This window comes from Microscilla marina ATCC 23134 (genome assembly GCF_000169175.1).
GTDB classification, from domain to species: Bacteria; Bacteroidota; Bacteroidia; order Cytophagales; family Microscillaceae; genus Microscilla; species Microscilla marina.
On record NZ_AAWS01000050.1, the window covers coordinates 49,250 to 66,661 of the forward strand.

General features: G+C 37.8%; 9 protein-coding genes and 1 pseudogene. 3 read left to right on the top strand and 7 right to left on the bottom strand.

The genetic code is table 11. From position 1 onward, the window contains the following. Positions 1 to 82: 82 nt before the first annotated feature. Positions 83 to 2,386: a glycoside hydrolase family 31 protein gene (locus tag M23134_RS30225; protein WP_045114642.1), complete on the top strand. Its 2,304-nt coding sequence runs from the start codon at positions 83 to 85 to the stop codon at positions 2,384 to 2,386. Positions 2,387 to 4,258: 1,872 nt separating this feature from the next. Here the strand turns inward: M23134_RS30225 and M23134_RS30255 are convergent. From M23134_RS30255 to M23134_RS30265, 4 genes and pseudogenes are all read right to left on the bottom strand, one after another. Next, a complete protein-coding gene (locus M23134_RS30255; protein ID WP_232296848.1) occupies positions 4,259 to 6,136 on the bottom strand; it encodes a SpoIIE family protein phosphatase in 1,878 nt (625 codons plus the stop codon). Positions 6,137 to 6,433: 297 nt separating this feature from the next. Next, a pseudogene (locus M23134_RS42655) lies at positions 6,434 to 6,883 on the bottom strand (hypothetical protein); the annotation flags it as partial. A 14-nt stretch (positions 6,884 to 6,897) separates the two neighbouring features. Beyond that, the gene (locus M23134_RS30260; RefSeq protein WP_002703037.1) at positions 6,898 to 8,820 is read right to left on the bottom strand and encodes a TonB-dependent receptor plug domain-containing protein; all 1,923 of its coding nucleotides are present in this window, start codon (positions 8,818 to 8,820) and stop codon (positions 6,898 to 6,900) included. A gap of 983 nt (positions 8,821 to 9,803) precedes the next feature. Next, positions 9,804 to 12,017: an RHS Repeat family gene (locus M23134_RS30265; RefSeq protein ID WP_002703042.1), complete on the bottom strand. Its 2,214-nt coding sequence runs from the start codon at positions 12,015 to 12,017 to the stop codon at positions 9,804 to 9,806. Positions 12,018 to 13,017: 1,000 nt separating this feature from the next. Between M23134_RS30265 and M23134_RS30270 the strand changes: the two genes are divergently transcribed. After that, positions 13,018 to 13,764 (top strand): phytanoyl-CoA dioxygenase family protein, encoded by a 747-nt coding sequence (locus M23134_RS30270; RefSeq protein ID WP_198145116.1) that lies wholly within the window; start codon positions 13,018 to 13,020, stop codon positions 13,762 to 13,764. Continuing rightward, entirely contained in the window at positions 13,713 to 13,970 is a 258-nt protein-coding gene (locus M23134_RS42580; protein ID WP_198145117.1) for a phytanoyl-CoA dioxygenase family protein, read from the top strand. The genes M23134_RS30270 and M23134_RS42580 overlap by 52 nt, the downstream gene beginning before the upstream one ends. 80 nt (positions 13,971 to 14,050) lie before the next feature. Here the strand turns inward: M23134_RS42580 and M23134_RS30275 are convergent, their stop codons facing one another. The 3 genes from M23134_RS30275 to M23134_RS30285 form a co-directional block, all read right to left on the bottom strand. Then, positions 14,051 to 15,316 (bottom strand): RsiV family protein, encoded by a 1,266-nt coding sequence (locus M23134_RS30275; RefSeq protein WP_002703047.1) that lies wholly within the window; start codon positions 15,314 to 15,316, stop codon positions 14,051 to 14,053. Between the two features lie 286 nt (positions 15,317 to 15,602). Continuing rightward, positions 15,603 to 16,565, bottom strand: coding sequence for an ADP-ribosylglycohydrolase family protein (locus M23134_RS30280; RefSeq protein ID WP_002703048.1), 963 nt, complete (start codon positions 16,563 to 16,565; stop codon positions 15,603 to 15,605). A 1-nt stretch (position 16,566) separates the two neighbouring features. Then, positions 16,567 to 17,412: S41 family peptidase (locus M23134_RS30285; RefSeq protein WP_045114649.1), on the bottom strand; the 846-nt coding region annotated here is incomplete at its 5' end.

The following is a 17,412-nucleotide window of genomic DNA, read 5'->3' on the forward strand; positions in this document are numbered from 1 at the left end:
GAAAAAGTAAGTGGTCTCTCTAAAGATAAGTTATTTTTTGCCATTCCTAAACTCCTTAAACAGAAGATCAATCGTGTTAAAAATGAACAGCAACATGTCCGGTAGTAGTCAAGCACTGAAGACTGGCGTAATAGAAATAGCGTGTGGCGAAGGTACCTATACCATTGCTGCCCTCACTAACAATGTAATCAAGGTAAGCTACCAAGATACACTCACCTCTGAAAGCAAGCAATATGCAGCCGTATTGTCAGAACCAATAGCCATGCAGCTAGAGGAACAAGACAATCACATCGTTGCCAAAACTCAAGGAGTGAAGTTAGAAATTACCCGTTCACCTTTTTCTATCAACTTTTGTGACGAACAAACGGGTTCAAAGCTTAAGGGGGGCGAGTTTAGCCGTAAGGAAGGCATCGCGTCGTTTAAGTTTGGACTCAAAAACCATGAAGCCATGTATGGCATGGGGTCGCGTGGCATGCAAATGAATCGTCGTGGGCATAAACTCCTCAACTACAATTCGCACGAGCCAGGCAACGGGATGGGCTTTGAGGTGATGAACTACTCGATACCTCATTTGGCTTCTTCGGAGCAATACATGTTGTTGTTTGACAACCCCGCGCGTGCTTGGATGGACATTGGCAAAACCCAAACTGATGCTTTGGAATATACTAGCGAAGGGGGCAACATGGTGTATTACTTTGTCAATGGGCAATCGTTTGAAGAACTTATGGGCGAATATACCCAACTGACGGGTAAACAACCTTTGCCTCCCTTATGGGCAATGGGGTATATCCAATCTCGCTTTGGTTATCGTACCCAGCAAGAAGCCACCGAAGAATTGGACAAATTACTGGAAGCGGGCTACCCAGTAGATGCGATGATTTTGGATTTGTACTGGTTCTCTGATCACGAAAAACCCAAATGTATGGGTAACCTGGACTTTAACCAAAAGCATTGGCCTAAGCCCAAAGAAATGATTCAATACTTTGCCAGTAAAGGGGTTAAAACCATCCCTATTACTGAACCCTTTTTTACTACCAACTCAGACCATTACAAAGACCTGAGAAACAACGAATTGTTGGTGAAAAATAGGGCAGGGGAGGTAAGAACACTTCCTGAATTTTTCTGGGGCGAAGCTGCCTTGCTTGATATATTTAAACCAGAAGCCCAAGCCTGGATGTGGGAGCGTTACAAGTATATGAAACAATACGGTTTTGATGGTTGGTGGGTAGACCTGTGCGAGCCCGAAATTCACCCTGAAGACATGGTACATGTCAATGGCAAGGCCGCCGAAGTACATGGTATTTTTGGGCACCAGTGGGCGCAAATGTTATTTGAAGGCTACGCTAAAGACTACCCTGAAGAACGTGTTTTTCAACTATCACGTGCTGGTTTTGCTGGGTCGCAACGTTTTGGTGTAGTGCCTTGGTCGGGCGATGTACGCCGTAGCTGGGATGGGCTAAAAGCCCAACCTTTGATTATGCTCAGTGTGGGCATGTCGGGCATTGGCTATATGCACTCTGATGCGGGAGGCTTTATTTATGGTGAAAAAGACCCAGAGTTATACACGCGTTGGATGCAGTACGCGGTATTTACCCCTGTGGTTCGTCCGCATGCTTGTGGCGAGATTTACCCAGAACCTACCTTCTGGAGCGAAGAGGTGCAAAACCACATCAAACTGTTCATTAATTTACGTTATCAACTGTTGCCTTACAACTATACGCTTGCCTGGAAAAACTCGGTAACGGGTATGCCATTGGCTCGCCCACTTTTTACTCAGTTTGCCAATGTGCCCGATACAGTAGAAGACCAATATATGTGGGGTGATAGTATTTTGGTAGCCCCTGTGTTAGACAAAGGCATCAGAAACCGCAATGTATACTTGCCCAAAGGCAACTGGTATGACTTCTGGAATCATCAGTTTTTGCAAGGCGATAGTACCATCAATGTAGGGCTTACAATGGACAGCATTCCAGTGTATGTAAAATCGGGCAGTATCATACCTACCACTCCTGAGGTACAATCTACCTCTTTTTATACTGGTGAAACCCTGCAAATGACTTATTACGTGGGGAGCGAAAACTCTCAAACTCAGTTGTATTTTGACGATGGTAAAACCAACAATGCCTATGAGCGAGGCATGTATGAATTGGTCACTATAGCAGCCACAGTAAACAAGGGGGAGATTATATTAAGCACCCAAGTCGCAGGCAAAGGCTATGGGGGAGCCCCAAAAAAACGCTTATATGTTTTTGAACTCATAGGTTTGGCGCAAGCTCCCAAAGAGGTGAGCATAGCTGGAAAAGCGCTTTCGCATGAATGGAATCAAGAAAAAAACACTGTAAGCTTTGAAACTGACTTGAACGATGATGTTATCATAGCTATTTAGAATGGATGGTGGATAAAGGAATGTTGATCATTTGTCTTACTTTGATGTTTTGATAATAGATGTGAGAAGCTTTATTAAAATTGATAATGTAAAATTGATTCAATTATCAACCATCAACTAAAATAGATGCCTTTATAAAAATTTCTAATATTATTTTTTGAAAACGATGAAAATCCCTTGCTAACTTTAGGAAGGGTATTTTTTGCCCAAAAGATGAGGGGTACCAACACAAAAAAAGCATCCTGAATTGTCAGAATGCTTTTGTTAAAAATATTGAGGGAATTATTATTTTTTTGTATTAAAGCTATACTATCTATTTTGCCTGATGATCCCTTTTTGGGAACTATTATTTTTTTGCCTGATCGTTATCTTCATGAGTATGTACATCCAGTGGGTCAAATCTCTCCCCCTTGGGTAATTTTTTTAAAAAAAACTTTTCTGGAACTAGGCGTTGAGTAATGCTCACAAAAAAAAGCACCCTGAATTGTCAGAATGCTTTTGTTAAAAATATTGAGGGAATTATTATTTTTTTGTATTAAAGCTATACTATCTATTTTGCCTGATGACCCCTTTTGGGGAACTATTATTTTTTTGCCTGATCGTTATCTTCATGAGTATGTACATCCGGTGGGTCAAATCTCTCCCCCTTGGGTAATTTTTTTAAACTTTCTTGGAGGCAGAGGGGGTACCAACACAAAAAAAAGCACCCTGAATTGTCAGAATGCTTTTGTTAAAAATATTGAGGGAATTATTATTTTTTTGTATTAAAGCTATACTATCTATTTTGCCTGATGACCCCTTTTTGGGAACTATTATTTTTTTGCCTGATCGTTATCTTCATGAGTATGTACATCCAGTGGGTCAAATCTCTCCCCCTTGGGTAATTTTTTTTAAAACTTTCTTGGAGGCAGAGGGGGTACCAACACAAAAAAAGCACCCTGAATTGTCAGAATGCTTTTGTTAAAAATATTGAGGGAATTATTATTTTTTTGTATTAAAGCTATACTATCTATTTTGCCTGATCATTATTTTCATGAGTATGTACATCCGGTGGGTCAAATCTCTCCCCCTTGGGTAATTTTTTTTAAACTTTCTTGGAGGCAGAGGGGGTATCAACACAAAAAAAGCACCCTGAATTGTCAGAGTGCTTTTGTTAAAAATATTGAGGGAATTATTATTTTTTTGTATTAAAGCTATACTATCTATTTTGCCTGATGATCCCTTTTGGGGAACTATTATTTTTTTGCCTGATCATTATTTTCATGAGTATGTACATCCGGTGGGTCAAATCTCTCCCCCTTGGGTAATTTTTTTTTAAACTTTCTTGGAGGCAGAGGGGTACCAACACAAAAAAAAGCACCCTGAATTGTCAGAATGCTTTTGTTAAAAATATTGAGGGAATTATTATTTTTTTGTATTAAAGCTATACTATCTATTTTGCCTGATGATCCCTTTTGGGGAACTATTATTTTTTTGCCTGATCGTTATCTTCATGAGTATGTACATCCAGCGGGTCAAATCTCTCCCCCCTTGGATAATTTTTTTTTAAATTTTCACAAGACTGCTTATTGAAGAACTCTTTACATATTGAGTGTCTGGAGTGGTCATAATCTAATAATTACTAATGCTTGATTTACATTATCTTTGTTATCCCCTAAATCAAAGAGCAATGGTTTTGAGTTTGATAAGATGAGCGTAGAAAGGCAATCAAAAACGCTTGATGGTCATTTTTGTATTTGCTTACATTATTCCAGTAAGCGAAGGGCTGACAAATTATTGGAGGCGCTTTGTCTGTATTTGCTTCAAAATACCCCTCAAGAAAAACAGAAATATAGGAGCACAAAAATTATTATTGTCTAGTAGTGGTATGATTTAAAATCTTAAGCCAACAACAATTACATCATCTCGTTGACTTGCTTCTCCCATATGGTCACTCAATGCCTGATCTATTACTTCTTTTTGCTTTTCCATCTTTTGGTCTTGGCATTCACTCAGTAACTTTTCGAATCTTTTACTGCCAAATTTTTTCCTGTTAACGTTATTTTGATCACAATAACCATCACTGCATAAATAAATAGTATCCCCTTTATTAAGAGTTAAATGATTTTGGGTAAATACAGGGCTAATTGAACCAATAGAGTGTCTTGAACCCTTTATGTGTTGCAGCTCATTACTATTATGAGCAAAAAGATACAAAGGGCGCTTGGCTCCAGCAAATACCATTTCTATTTGATTTTGTTTTTCTTCCCAGGTTATAATCGCCATATCCATCCCATTTTTATAACCTTTTTCTTTTTGAGACAACAGCATTTCAATCTCTTCATTCAATAAAGTCAAAATAGTGGCAGGTTCTTTCACTTTATTGTCACGTACAATGCTGTTCAGAGAACTATTACCCATTACAGCCATAAAAGCGCCTGGTACCCCATGACCAGTACAATCCACCACAGCCAAAGTAGTACGATTCTCTACTTTTACAAGCCAGTAAAAATCTCCACTAACAACGTCTTTAGGTCGGTATAAAATAAAGTGCTCTGGTAATAAATCATTTACTTTTTTTATTGTTGGTAAAACAGCTCGTTGTATAGTAAGTGCAGCTTTGATACTTTGTTGAATATGGTGATGTTGTGCATTGAGTTGTGTGTTTTTTTTCTCAATATTATCACGTTGCGCCATTATTTCTTCCTGTTGCTGATGAAGTTCTTCATTTTGGGAAGTAATTTCAAAGTTTTGCTCTTCAATTTGAGCCTTTTGTTTTTTTAGTTTGCGTCGATTCCTGTTGGTAATAAACAACATAAACACTACAAGCCCTAAAATACAAACCACTGAGATGATAATTCCGACGGCAAACTTAGCTCTTTCTTTTTGCCGGGTAATTTCTTGCTGCTGAAGTTTCTTTTGGCTTGTTAGTAAAGCCATTTGTTTTTGGTTTTCTTTAGCTTGAAGTTTCTTTTCAGCTTCTTTTCTTTCTAGTTCAAGAGCTGCCTGTGTTTTGGCCTTGGCCAGATTAGCTTCTCTCAACTTACCTTGGCTAATAAGTAAAGCTTGCTTTTGGCGTACTTTCTCTAGTTGAGTACGTTGAGCATTTGCCAGACTCAATTCTTGTGCTTTTTTTAATAAAGCCAGTTCTTTTGTTTGAAGTTTTACAAGATTATTTTTCAACTCTAAATCTTTTTTTTGTTTTTCCTGAGAATCTTTTAACTCTTTGAGTTGGCGTTGTTCAGCTAACACTCTTTTGATACGGGCCTCTTGTTGTTCCATTAATTTAAGGTTTTGAGAAGCTGCACGTTTTAATTGTTGCTTTTCCTGCTCTAGTTTTTTTTCAACCTCCAGGTATTTATTCTGGTAATCTCGGGCTCTTTTTTTGTTTTCTTCTGCTTTGTAAATTCTCGAAAGCAAATCATAACTAATTAATAGTATAGACCAGGCTTTTTTTGAGGAAGCAATTTCTATCGCTTTTTCTACCACATTAAGGGCTTGGGGGTTATTACCTGACAGATAATAATTTGCTCCCAGGTAATTATAAATTTCTGCTTGCTTAATTTCCTGAGGTTCAGTCATCCTTAATGCTTGCCTGAAGTATTTCTTTGCTTTGCTAAAAGATTCGATATTTGTGTAAGCAACACCTGTATTGACTAACAAAGTGATTTTGTTGCTCTGAGGTAATTTGGTTATTTTTTGTTGGGTAAACTCAGTTGAAAGGTTAAAGTAAGAAAGTGCTCCTGGAGCATCTTTTTTTCTTTGGTACAAAAAGCCTAAATCATTGTATATTTCAGATACCCTTACAGAGTTTTTCTGTTTTTGAAAATGCTTAAGCAGCAATGATTGATACCCAATAGCTTTGGTATAATTTTCTGTAATAGTGGCTATCACTGCTAATTGTTCAATTACCTCTATTTCCTGCTTTTTTTGCCTTTTTTTTCTATAGTTCGCTATCAGTATTTCATAGAAAACCTGCGCTTGTACATAGTCCTCTAGAACAGTGTAACCATTGGCTAGTTCTGCAATTATTTTATAACGATTATCCTGGTAGTTGTTTTTTTTCTGTATCTTATATGCTTGACGAAAATATTGAACAGATTTTTGAGTCAAATTCTGTTTTTTATAAAAATACCCTAGCAGGCTATACACAGTAACTAGATGCTTCTCAGCGTTAAAGCTTTGGCATAGGTTTTCGGCTTGTAAATAATAAGTAAGCGCTTTTGATATTTTATTGGTTTGGGTATAAAGTTTACCAAATAGCATCAATGTTTTGATGCGTTCTTCTACAGACAAACTAGTCTCTTCAAATTTAAGGGCTTTTGTTCCATACTCTTCTGCTCGAACGTATTGCCCTTGCTCAATAGCCTTGGCAAATTGTTGATTCAATTTTGCTATTTTCAACGAATCAGATAATTTTTGTTGAGTGCTAGGTTGGCCAATAAGACTATGAGTATTCAATAAAAATATAAACCCTAATACACTATATAACCTAATATGTTTATAATGAGATTTCATGGATTGTTATATTGTTATAGATTAATATTAACTCCAAGGAGGTATAAACCTGATATAGTGTCAGCAAAAGCATATTCTTGTTGGGCTGAGTTAAGTAGGTTCCGAACATTGATAAACACACTGTGTTTTTGCCATACCTTGTAAGATATTTTGCTGTTTAGTAACATACGGGTAGGAATATACACCTGACCATATGTGGTATTAAACTGGTATCCTTCATAAAAGTGACCTTGGATATTGACGTTGAGTTTGCTTAAGAATCCAGCGTAATTAAGTTGAAACCCTCCGTAAAATTGAGGGGTACTTTGTAGGTAACCACTTTGCAGTTCACCCAGAGTTTTAGCACTACGTTGTAATGTGATAAATCCTTCTAGTTGAAACTTGTTAAACCAAGCTTGTAGTTGTGCTGTTGTGCCAGCTTGAACCAAGGTAGATCGATAATTTTGAGTATCACCTTGGTTGACCATAGGTTGATAAACTGTATTAAAATCTAAATTACTGTAAAAAGTTGTAATAGATGTGTTGATATTCGAGACTATTTTCGCAGTCCAGCCTAATTCAAAAGATTGACTTTTGTTAGGATTAATACCTGGTAATACAGAGCGAGTTGTCTGTTGGTGAAGTTGTCTTATCAATGCTGCACCTTCATTATAAGTATAAGCTCCTCTTATCAAGTGTTGATTTAACTTTAAAGATGTACTCAATTGATAAGACAAATAAATGGGTGTTATCTGCTCATATTTGTCTCCTCTAACTGACGCCATAATACGCCACTTAGGCAAAATATTAAAGTTTGCTTTTAAAAAAGTGTAGTAGTTTACAAACTGGTGTTGAGTAGGTCTTATGGAGTCAACGGGTGTTGTAGAAGTAGCGGCTGAACTTAGAAACCCTCCTCCTGAATGTAAGTCAACAGCTTTGTAATGGAAACGATGATTGAGTGATGCCTGAGTTTGCGAAAAGTTAAAATTATTTCCTGAATAACCTAAAGCATAATCTTTTTCGCCTTCATGGTGAGACATGTTCAAGTGAAATTTATGGAAATGCGTATTTAAGTTGATACCATATGATTTAGATTCTCTATGTGCCAAGGCAAGTGTATCATCTGTATAGATAGTTTGTGCTTGAGATTGTTGAAAAAATAACTGAGCAGATGTTGATACTTTTTTAGATGGTTTATAAAAAGTGAATACATTTACCCCCAAATTTTCTCTAGCCAAAGTGGTATTTAAATTAGTTTGGGGAACATTTTGTTTGAAAAACCATAGAGAGTCACTGACAATGTACCTATTTTCACTAAGTAAAAAGAACTCATCTTGTGAACGATTCATAAAATGATAATTACCTGATAAGCGAAAACGAAGCTTATCTGACAAACCAAAACTCAAATCTCCACGGTGAGAGCCAGACAAATTACTATTAGCCAGAGATGGACTATCTGCTGTAGACATCACTCCAGCCTGAGAGTTTAGGTTAATTTTTAATTCATTGTCTTGTTGTTCACGAGTAAAAATATGAATGACCCCATTGATGGCCATTCCTCCAAAAAAAACTACCGATGGAGTTCTGATAACTTCTATTCGCTCCACATCTTGAATATCTATAGGCAGGGTTTCCCAAGTAATGCCACCAAATAAATAGTCATACTGAGGCATATGATCAATGAGGAGTAATATTTGTTGATTGTGAACATCCTGCATTAAACCGCCAAGTGAGTTGCTTTGGCGAATGTGTACCTCATAGTTTCCATTAGTTTTTTGTTGAACCAACAAACCAGGCGCAAGTCTTAGTGCCTCTGTAATATTTGTAACACCAGTCTTTTCGATGGTTTGACTGCTTATTACTGTAGCAGATACTGGGGCATCTGTAAACGATTCCAGCATTCTTGAGGCAGAATAAATCTTTTCCTTTTGAAGACCTTTAGCTTTCTTATAAAGCATGTCCTCACGTACTTGTAGTTGCCAGTTTTTCTTTGTGGTAATTATGTTTTGTGCAAATAAGGGTATGTTTGATACACAACACAAAATGAATAGTAATTTAAACCTCATGTCCTTACTATAATTCATAGTTCGTAAAAGTAAAGCGAGTAATTTTTTTAGTATCTATCAATTATAGACTCACATTACTGTTTGCTAATAGCACTATATTTGGCATTCAGGAATTTATCTGGATTTTATTAGTTGGTTGTACACCAGTTAGTTATTACCAAGGTATACTTGCTGCTTTTGGGGGTTGAAATGATTTGAAAGTAGGTGGTGTTTAGTCTTACTTTGTTATGATTGTCTGACTTTACGTGTTTATTAGATATATGATAAAACTAAAATAAATATTGATATTATAAATAGCAATGTTTTAATCGAAAAATAGCATTTTACTGTTTTTGATGGTAAACGATTTATTATAAAATGCTACAATCTAAAAAACGCATAAAACACTTTTAATGTGTGTTTTTTTGCGAAAAAACACTTTTTGTTTACGTTTAAATAAAATATAATTATTGTAAGTTCAATTTTAGCTTGATCGTAATTAAGTTTTGGTGAAGTTTTTCAAGAAATCATTAATTCCTTCTTCGGTTTGCCAATGCAATTGTCCTCTACTTTAATATAGGCTAGGCTATTAGACCTAGCCATGTCTATGTACAAACCTTATTTTTCATAAAGCTCTCATTCACTTTCTGGTGTGCTGTGCTACCCAACAGTGTAATTATATACAATAGCTACAGCCGGGAATAAATTTGTTAAAACCCTCTTTTCAGCTGATGAAGGCTTTCTTGATGTTTGTGGGGTAATCCCTGTTACTAAGCCACATCCCACATATTGTGCGAAAACCTGGCTTGAATGAGACCAGAACAAATCTCCCAGTAATTCATTTTTAGATGGTCTTATATAAAATACCATTGATCGGTAGCCAATTAAAAATAGTCTTAGTTCCCACAATTATCTAAGTAATACTTTGTAGAATTATGACCTTCTTGATTGTGAGCTACTCCAATATTAGTGTAATAAAAGAGGTATATCTGTACTGCAGTAAGAATCGTTCCTTGTACATCACCACTATCTAAAATCTCTTCTCGTGTATTATTTCGGGTAAACAAAAACCAGTTTCTATCGTTACGAGTAGTCTTAATATAATAGGCTAAATCTGGATTGAATAATGCAAAAGGAGAAAGTTGGTCATCGTAATTATACCGCTTGATCGTTGTCCCATTTTCATTGGTTACTTCTACTACATTACCATTAGCGTCATAAATATAGTCATGGTGCCTCCAGATTGGGCCAGTTTTGTTTACGTTTCTGTACGAAATCCATTGAGTGCGTTGCCCCAGACTATTATAAGCAAATACCCAATATGCCTTTACTGCTCCTGAATTTACCCCGTATTGTGTGATAGTCTTTACTCTCCCATTCTCATATACATACCTAAACTCTTGGTGAGTGAAGCTTCCGGTAGATAAATAGACTACCTTATTTATAGTGCCATTTGCATGGTAGTGAACAGTATGGCTTCGAAGGTCACCTTGCAAGTATTGAATGATTTTAGAAACCCTGCCTTGACCATCATATTCAAATGATTGTGAGTATGTTGCTGGATTACCACCAACCGCATGTTCTAACTTCAGTACCCTACAACTATTGCTCACTGCTGGTATTACCTCTATGACATTAGAGTAATTCGAAATCTTTGTTTGTTGTTTGGCACGTAAGCGATAATAATAAGTAGCTCTAAAATCAAGACCTGTTATTTTATGCGAGGTACCCATCACTTCCTTGGCTTGGTAACCTTCGTGAAATTGGGTGAAATTCTGATCTAATGCCACATCCAGCAAAAAAGTATTCACATTATCTTGACTTTGCCATTGTGCCATAAAGCTGTAAGCTTTAGATTCATTGGCAGCTACCGCAGTAGGGGCAGGTAAAGAACTAGTAGTTACTGTGATAGTATTTGAATAAGTAGAAGCAGCATTGAGTCCTTGCACTTTTACCCTGTAATATAGCTTAGTATTAGGCAAAAGACCATCTACTGTAGCAAAAGTATCAATGATTTGTTTGGACTGGTAACCAGTAATAGTTTGCGTAAAATTGGCATCCAATGATACATCCAATAAATACAAAGAAGCATTGTCTACCCCTTGCCAGTTGGCCTGAAAACTATTGGGCTGTATGTTGGAAGCTTCTGTGGCTACTGGTGCAGTCAAGTTGCTAGTGGTGGCTAACATAATATCAGAATGATTTGAGGTAATTTCACCATTCATAGCCCTTACTCGGTAATAATAAGTTGTATTGGCATTTAAGTCTGCAATCACCAAAGTATTGTTCCCCACAGTACGGTCATTATAGTTTGTCAACATTGAGTTAAATAAAGGATCAGCTGACACATCTATACGATAAGAAGTAGCCTCTGGCATACTTTTCCAATTGGCCGAAAAACTAGTCAACTGAATATTGGTTGGCTCAAGTATCTTTGGAGTGGCCAAAGTACTCGTGAAAACTGTTTGAACATTAGAAGCCGCTGAAATAGAGTTGAACTGTTTTACTCTTATTCTATAAAAGTATTTTTTATTTACTTCGAGGTCTTTCACCAACAAAGTAGTATCTTCTTCTACCTCCCAGTCTTTATATTGACCATATGTATTATTAAAGTTTTCGTCTGAAGCTACATCTAACAAGTAAGAAGTAGCCTCAGGAATTTTTTTCCAATGTGCCCTAAAGCTAGTAGATGCAGCTTCAGTAGCTCCATAGGTGATAGGTGTATCTATAGAAGCAGTAGTTACTTGTATAATATTTGAGTTTTGTGATCCTTGGTTGGAAATAAGTGCTCGGGTTCTGTAATAATAAGTAGAGCTAGCCTCTAAGCCTGTAACCTTTAATGAGACCCCTTCCGTAATCTTTTTGCCTGTGTAGTTGGGCAGAGGATCATTAAAATTCTCATCAGTTGCGACATCTATCTCATAACCCACTGCTCCTGTTACTTTGTTCCATTTAGCTGTGAAACTATCAGATCCTACCTCTGCCGCTTCTAAGGCGGTTGGACTTGGTAAAATAAATTCTTTTTCGAAAAAACGACACTCGGATAAAAGGAAAACTAAACTGATTAATAGTCCTCTTATAACAACATTATTAACTGTATTGACATTCATAACCTATACCTGCTTGATGTTTTATTGAATATTGACGATTTAAGATAATAAAGTATGGATTTATAGCCGGTATATAGATGAAAATATTTGTGGTTAATGAATATGTAGAATTAAATTTTTTATATATACGTTAGGTGCTTGCTTTAGTAACTTGATGTGGTTGTAAGGTATGGGGTATAATGCAAACAATGGAAACAAAAGAATGTCTAAATGATGAATAAACAACATCGATAAAAAAAGAAAATATTGAAGGATATAAAACTATTGCAAAACAGTGTGTCCTTATGGGACATTAAAAAGGTAAGTCAGTCATTGCTCACATTTGTTGTAAACCTTGAAGGAAAAGGTACCTGGGCTGGATGAGGGTTAGATTGTTTGTTAACAAGGTATTTACATCATCACTTGGTAAAGCATATATAAAGATGCCGCCTCGAAAATAAAACGAAGAATTCTGGCAATAAGTATGAAATATTAGTGTAAGTATTTGTGTTTAAAACACAATAATGATTGCGGTAAAAAACGATGATTGCAGCTTTGTTGTACAAGTTTTATTAAACTGCTTATAGCTTATTGATTTTCAGGTTTATAACAAGTATTTGCATTCAGGTAGTCCTACTCTTAATCGTGTACATCAAAATATGTCACTTTTTTAGAGGGTATATTAAAGCTTAGGAGGCATTTTATTTCTACTTTTTTATTAGTTACCCCAGCTTTCATTCCTGGAGTTTTCTTTATCTTGCCAACACTTAAACTTCTATGATCAGTAGCGTAATTACATACTGCTAGAAAAATAGTAGTTTTACTACTAAGGAATGGTGAGAAATTAAATTACCATTCTTGAGGTAGAGGTTTTGTTTTGAGACGAGGCTATTTTTTGCGCCCATAGCAGCGCTACGGGCAATAAAAATAACGAAGTATCAAGGCGAAAAATCACCTCTCAGAGTGTAAATTTATTTTTGAACAATTCCTAAGGTATGTTTTACGCGCATTTTATAAGCAAATGACTTCTCCTATGATTGATGCCCCTACACCCAACTACAAACGACCAGATACGTCCAAAGTAATAGCTGACCAAGCTTTACTTACCCCCGCAGAAATTGAACGTTATGAAGCCGATGGCTTTTTAGTGCTCGAAAATTTTACTAACTCTGAACGTATTGCTGCCCTCAAAGCAGCAGCCCAGAAAATTATTGATGATTTTGATATGGATATGGTGTCAGTGTTTAGCACCGAAGACCAACGTAAACTATCATCAGACCTTTACTTTTTAGAAAGTGGCGACAAAATCCGTTGTTTTTTCGAGACCCACGCTTTTGACAATAACGGAAAGCTCATCAAAGACAAGCAACTTGCCATCAATAAGCTAGGGCACGCCATGCACGACATTGACCCGGTTTTTGAGGCTTTTTCGTACGTTCCTGAGCTTTGTCAAGCCGCCATTGACTTAGGTTTTGTTGACCCTATAGCTGCCCAAAGTATGTACATCTTTAAGCAACCAAGCATTGGCGATAAAGTAAACGCCCACCAAGACAGTACTTTTCTGAATACCGACCTTGCGTCTTGTACTGGGTTTTGGTTTGCGCTGGAAGATGCGACCCAAGAAAACGGCTGTTTGTGGGCAATACCTGGCTCGCACAAAACCTATCCGATTACCCGTCATTTTCGTCGAAATGCTGCTGGTAAGGTACCGAGTTTGTGGGCAAAGAAACTCCCTGGGACTTATCACAAGCAGTGCCTTTGGAGGTAAAAGCAGGTACATTGGTGATCTTGCATGGTGCTTGTGTACACTTGAGCTACGAAAACCTTTCGCCCAAATCGCGCCACGCCTATGCTATACATGTGGTAGAAGGCAAAGATACTGTCTGGCGTGCCGATAACTGGCTTCAGCGTTCAGAAGCCTTGCCTTTCAGAAAAATGAAGGAGGTAGCAGATTCATTGCCTTTGTTTATATAAACCTGAGTAACTATAAAAAAACCTCTACATTCTTCGTGTAGAGGTTTTTTGTTCAAGGAATCCTACTTTGTTTAAGCAACCTATTTGATTTTATGCCCCAAAGGACCATCTTTTTTTATCAAATGTTTAATGTCTTCATATTTGATTCTAACCGTAGGAGGAGCAAGGTAATAAGGACCAGCCTCATAACGGTTGTAGATAAATTCAATATGATCGCCTTCAAGCAAAAAATGATTTGCCAGTACAAATTTCTCGTTATCATTCATTGAGTACCCGTGATCACTGATGGTTTTTCCATCCTCTATTTCATTTAACTTTCTAAAAACCTTTGTGGCTATCTTTTTCATTTCTGGCAAATAATCAGGCACCATTATATCGTCCAGGGTAAGCTCTTTCCCCGTATTGATGTCAAAGTTAGCGGCACCCGCAGAACTAAACCCATGGGCCCCACCACCATAGCCTTCCATCATATAAATTATGCTGGCTATATTTTTATGCTCACGAAAAAACAACCGACTATTGGTATACCAAGTACTGTTGGCACTACGCTCTTTTAAGGCATCGGCAAAGCCTTTTACAAAACGATTGGCCTCTTTTGTTAGGTCTGACTCCTTGGTCACACCCAATGGTGTACCTCTGCCCAGAAAGTCAAGTATTTTTTTGTTGATACTGTCTTTTAATGTCTCTGAAGGGGCTTGGGTGACTTTTACGTAGTCAAACAACATATAAGGACAGTCACTCTTTTTACTTTTATAATTACAGTTTTCATAGCTTTTCACTACCTTCTTTTTTTTAGTTTTTATCTTTCGGTTGAGCGGCAATGCCTTGGCTTCATTATATGATACAATTTTATGCTCATCATTAAACTCCATCTCTGCCAACATGCGGGTTTGGTAGTTGCCCCAGTTTATGTTGATAGGCACAGTTGCCTTCTTGCCTTCTACTTGCAACTGATCTAGTTCTGCATAATAGTCTACAAACCTTTTTGTGGTTAAAAAGCGGTTTATTTCTTTGGCAATGGCTTCATTGCTGGTGTTTTTCATGCCAATGTATCGCTTTACATCACTAGCAAACAAAGTTTTAACATCTGTATAAGCGTAGCTGTTAAGCTTGTTACAATACTCTTTGATTATCTCTGCTATCTTGGGGTTGGCATTACTGTTACTATTGCTGCCACCTTCGCTACTTTGTTCGCCTTCGTTGTTATTGGCTGTACCTTCAGTATTATTTTTCTTTGAGGTATCAGTCGAGTCAGCGTTTTTAGACTTGCCGCCACCACCACAGTTGGTCAGCCCGCTTAATAGTGCACAACATATCATTAAAGTATAAGTGTATTTTCGCATCATGAGTTGTATTTTTAGGTTTATAGATTGACTTTTCAATAAATGCTATTTTGAACGCCATTGTTTTTCCAAGTAATAACAAGCCCTAAGCGTATGAAAGCGATTGCTCACTAACAAAACTATAAACCCTTAAAATAAGTAGCTTATATACTTTTTAGTTGCTATTAGAACAGAGGCTGGTTTGACTCTTATTACCTAAAGCGCCAATATGTATTGGCATCGAAGGACTTGAAGTTTACACCTGTTATGAACTATCAACAATTTAATGTTTTTTATTGCTGGCACCGTCTTAAGCCCCATATTTTTCATAGAGCAGCTTGCCCAGGGTTACAATATCATCGTGGCGCGCTAATACATTATGCCAGCGTGGAGGCACATCTTGCATACCATAATACAAGCCCGCCAAACCACCTGTAATAGCTCCTGTAGTATCAGTATCGTGCCCCAGGTTAATCACCGAAAACACAGCTTGAGCGTAACTGTTTTCGGTAAGAAAACACCATAGACTAGCTTCCAGTGCTTCTATCACATATCCACCCGACTTGAGATCAGTGCGAGGCAGGGAGCGAATATCTTGTATCACTGATTTTTCAAATACTGTTTTTTCACTTTCTGGAAACTCAATCACTTCCCACAAAGCCAGTACGTCTTTTCGGGTTTGTTCATAAGCCAACAGTTTGTCTTTGCCTGCTAATAGATGTTCGCCCAACTTAAGGTATATCAGGCAACTCATGGCGGCTCTGATGTGACGGTGTGTCAAAGCGGATACCTCCCAAATAATGTTAAATTGAGTGCGTATGTCTTTGCCTTTGATGTAAAACAGCAATGGCATAATGCGCATCAGCGACCCGTTGCCATTTTCGCGGTCATCACCCAAGCCCTTTTGATTGCTCAGCGCTTCAGGCACTCCATGCTCCAGAAAAGACTTAAGTTTGGCAATGGCTACTGCAGTTGTGCGTCCAATGTCAAACAATTTGCCTCTGGCTGTCCAGCGACTCTCATAACGCCAAGCAATAAACTCTTGGGCAATGTTTACCAAATCATAACCTTTTGTCAGAGCCTCGGCGAGGCATAGTGTCAATGATGTGTCATCTGACCAAGTGCCCGCCAACTGATTATGCGTGCCATGTCCTACCATATCTACTGCAGGGGTTTCTTTCATTTGGTGGCTTCGCCTAAACTCAAAAGGTACACCGAGCGCATCGCCCATGGCTACTCCTAGTAGTGCATTGATCACCGGATTGGTTTCCATATTATTTCAGTTGTTTTTTTATCTCTTCAATTGCCCGCATGAGCTGAGGGTCTTTATGCTCCACGCGATCTTTAAACGTGTTTTTTACTGAAATATCAGGGGCAACTCCTTCGCGCTCCAGGTTTTTGCCCGCAAGGGTATAACACCCCCACGAAGGCAAGCGATAGAACGAGCCATCGACCAGTGATTTACCTGAAGTAAAAATAATCCAGCGATAAGTTTCTGTTCCGATGATTTTGCCCAAATTGAGTTGTTTAAAACCCGCTGCAGTCATTTCAGCATCACTCAACGATTGTTGATTAATCAAAAGTGTCATAGGCTTGGCAGCTGGAGCAAAATTGGGTTGAACCGCAAAAGCCCCTTCACGGTATTTCCATTTAAGGTAAGGACGTTGCGACAAAAACTTTAATACCTGGTCATGTACATTTCCTCCTGTATTATACCGCAAGTCCAGAATCAAACCTTTGCGGCTGTAGGCTTCTGCGGTCATATAGTTCAAAAACTGTCGTAGCTCGCCGTTTCCCATATCACGCATATGCACATAAGCAATTTGGTTGTTGCTCGTACTATCTACTATATGTTTGCGTTGGTCTTCCCATTCCTGGTACAATTGTCTTCTCAAGGCCTTGGACGATTGTACGTGAAGTCTTACCTTTATTTTTTTGCGTTTTCGCTGAAGCGTCAAAGTTATTTCACGATCATAAGAAGGTTTACTAAAGTATTTTTCCCGGTTGTGGTCAGGGTTTATTTTTTGCCCATTTACTTCTATCAACACATCTCCAGGCTTGATGTTTTTGCCTGTTACATCGGCAGGACTACGTTTTACAATTTTGCTTATTTTATAGGG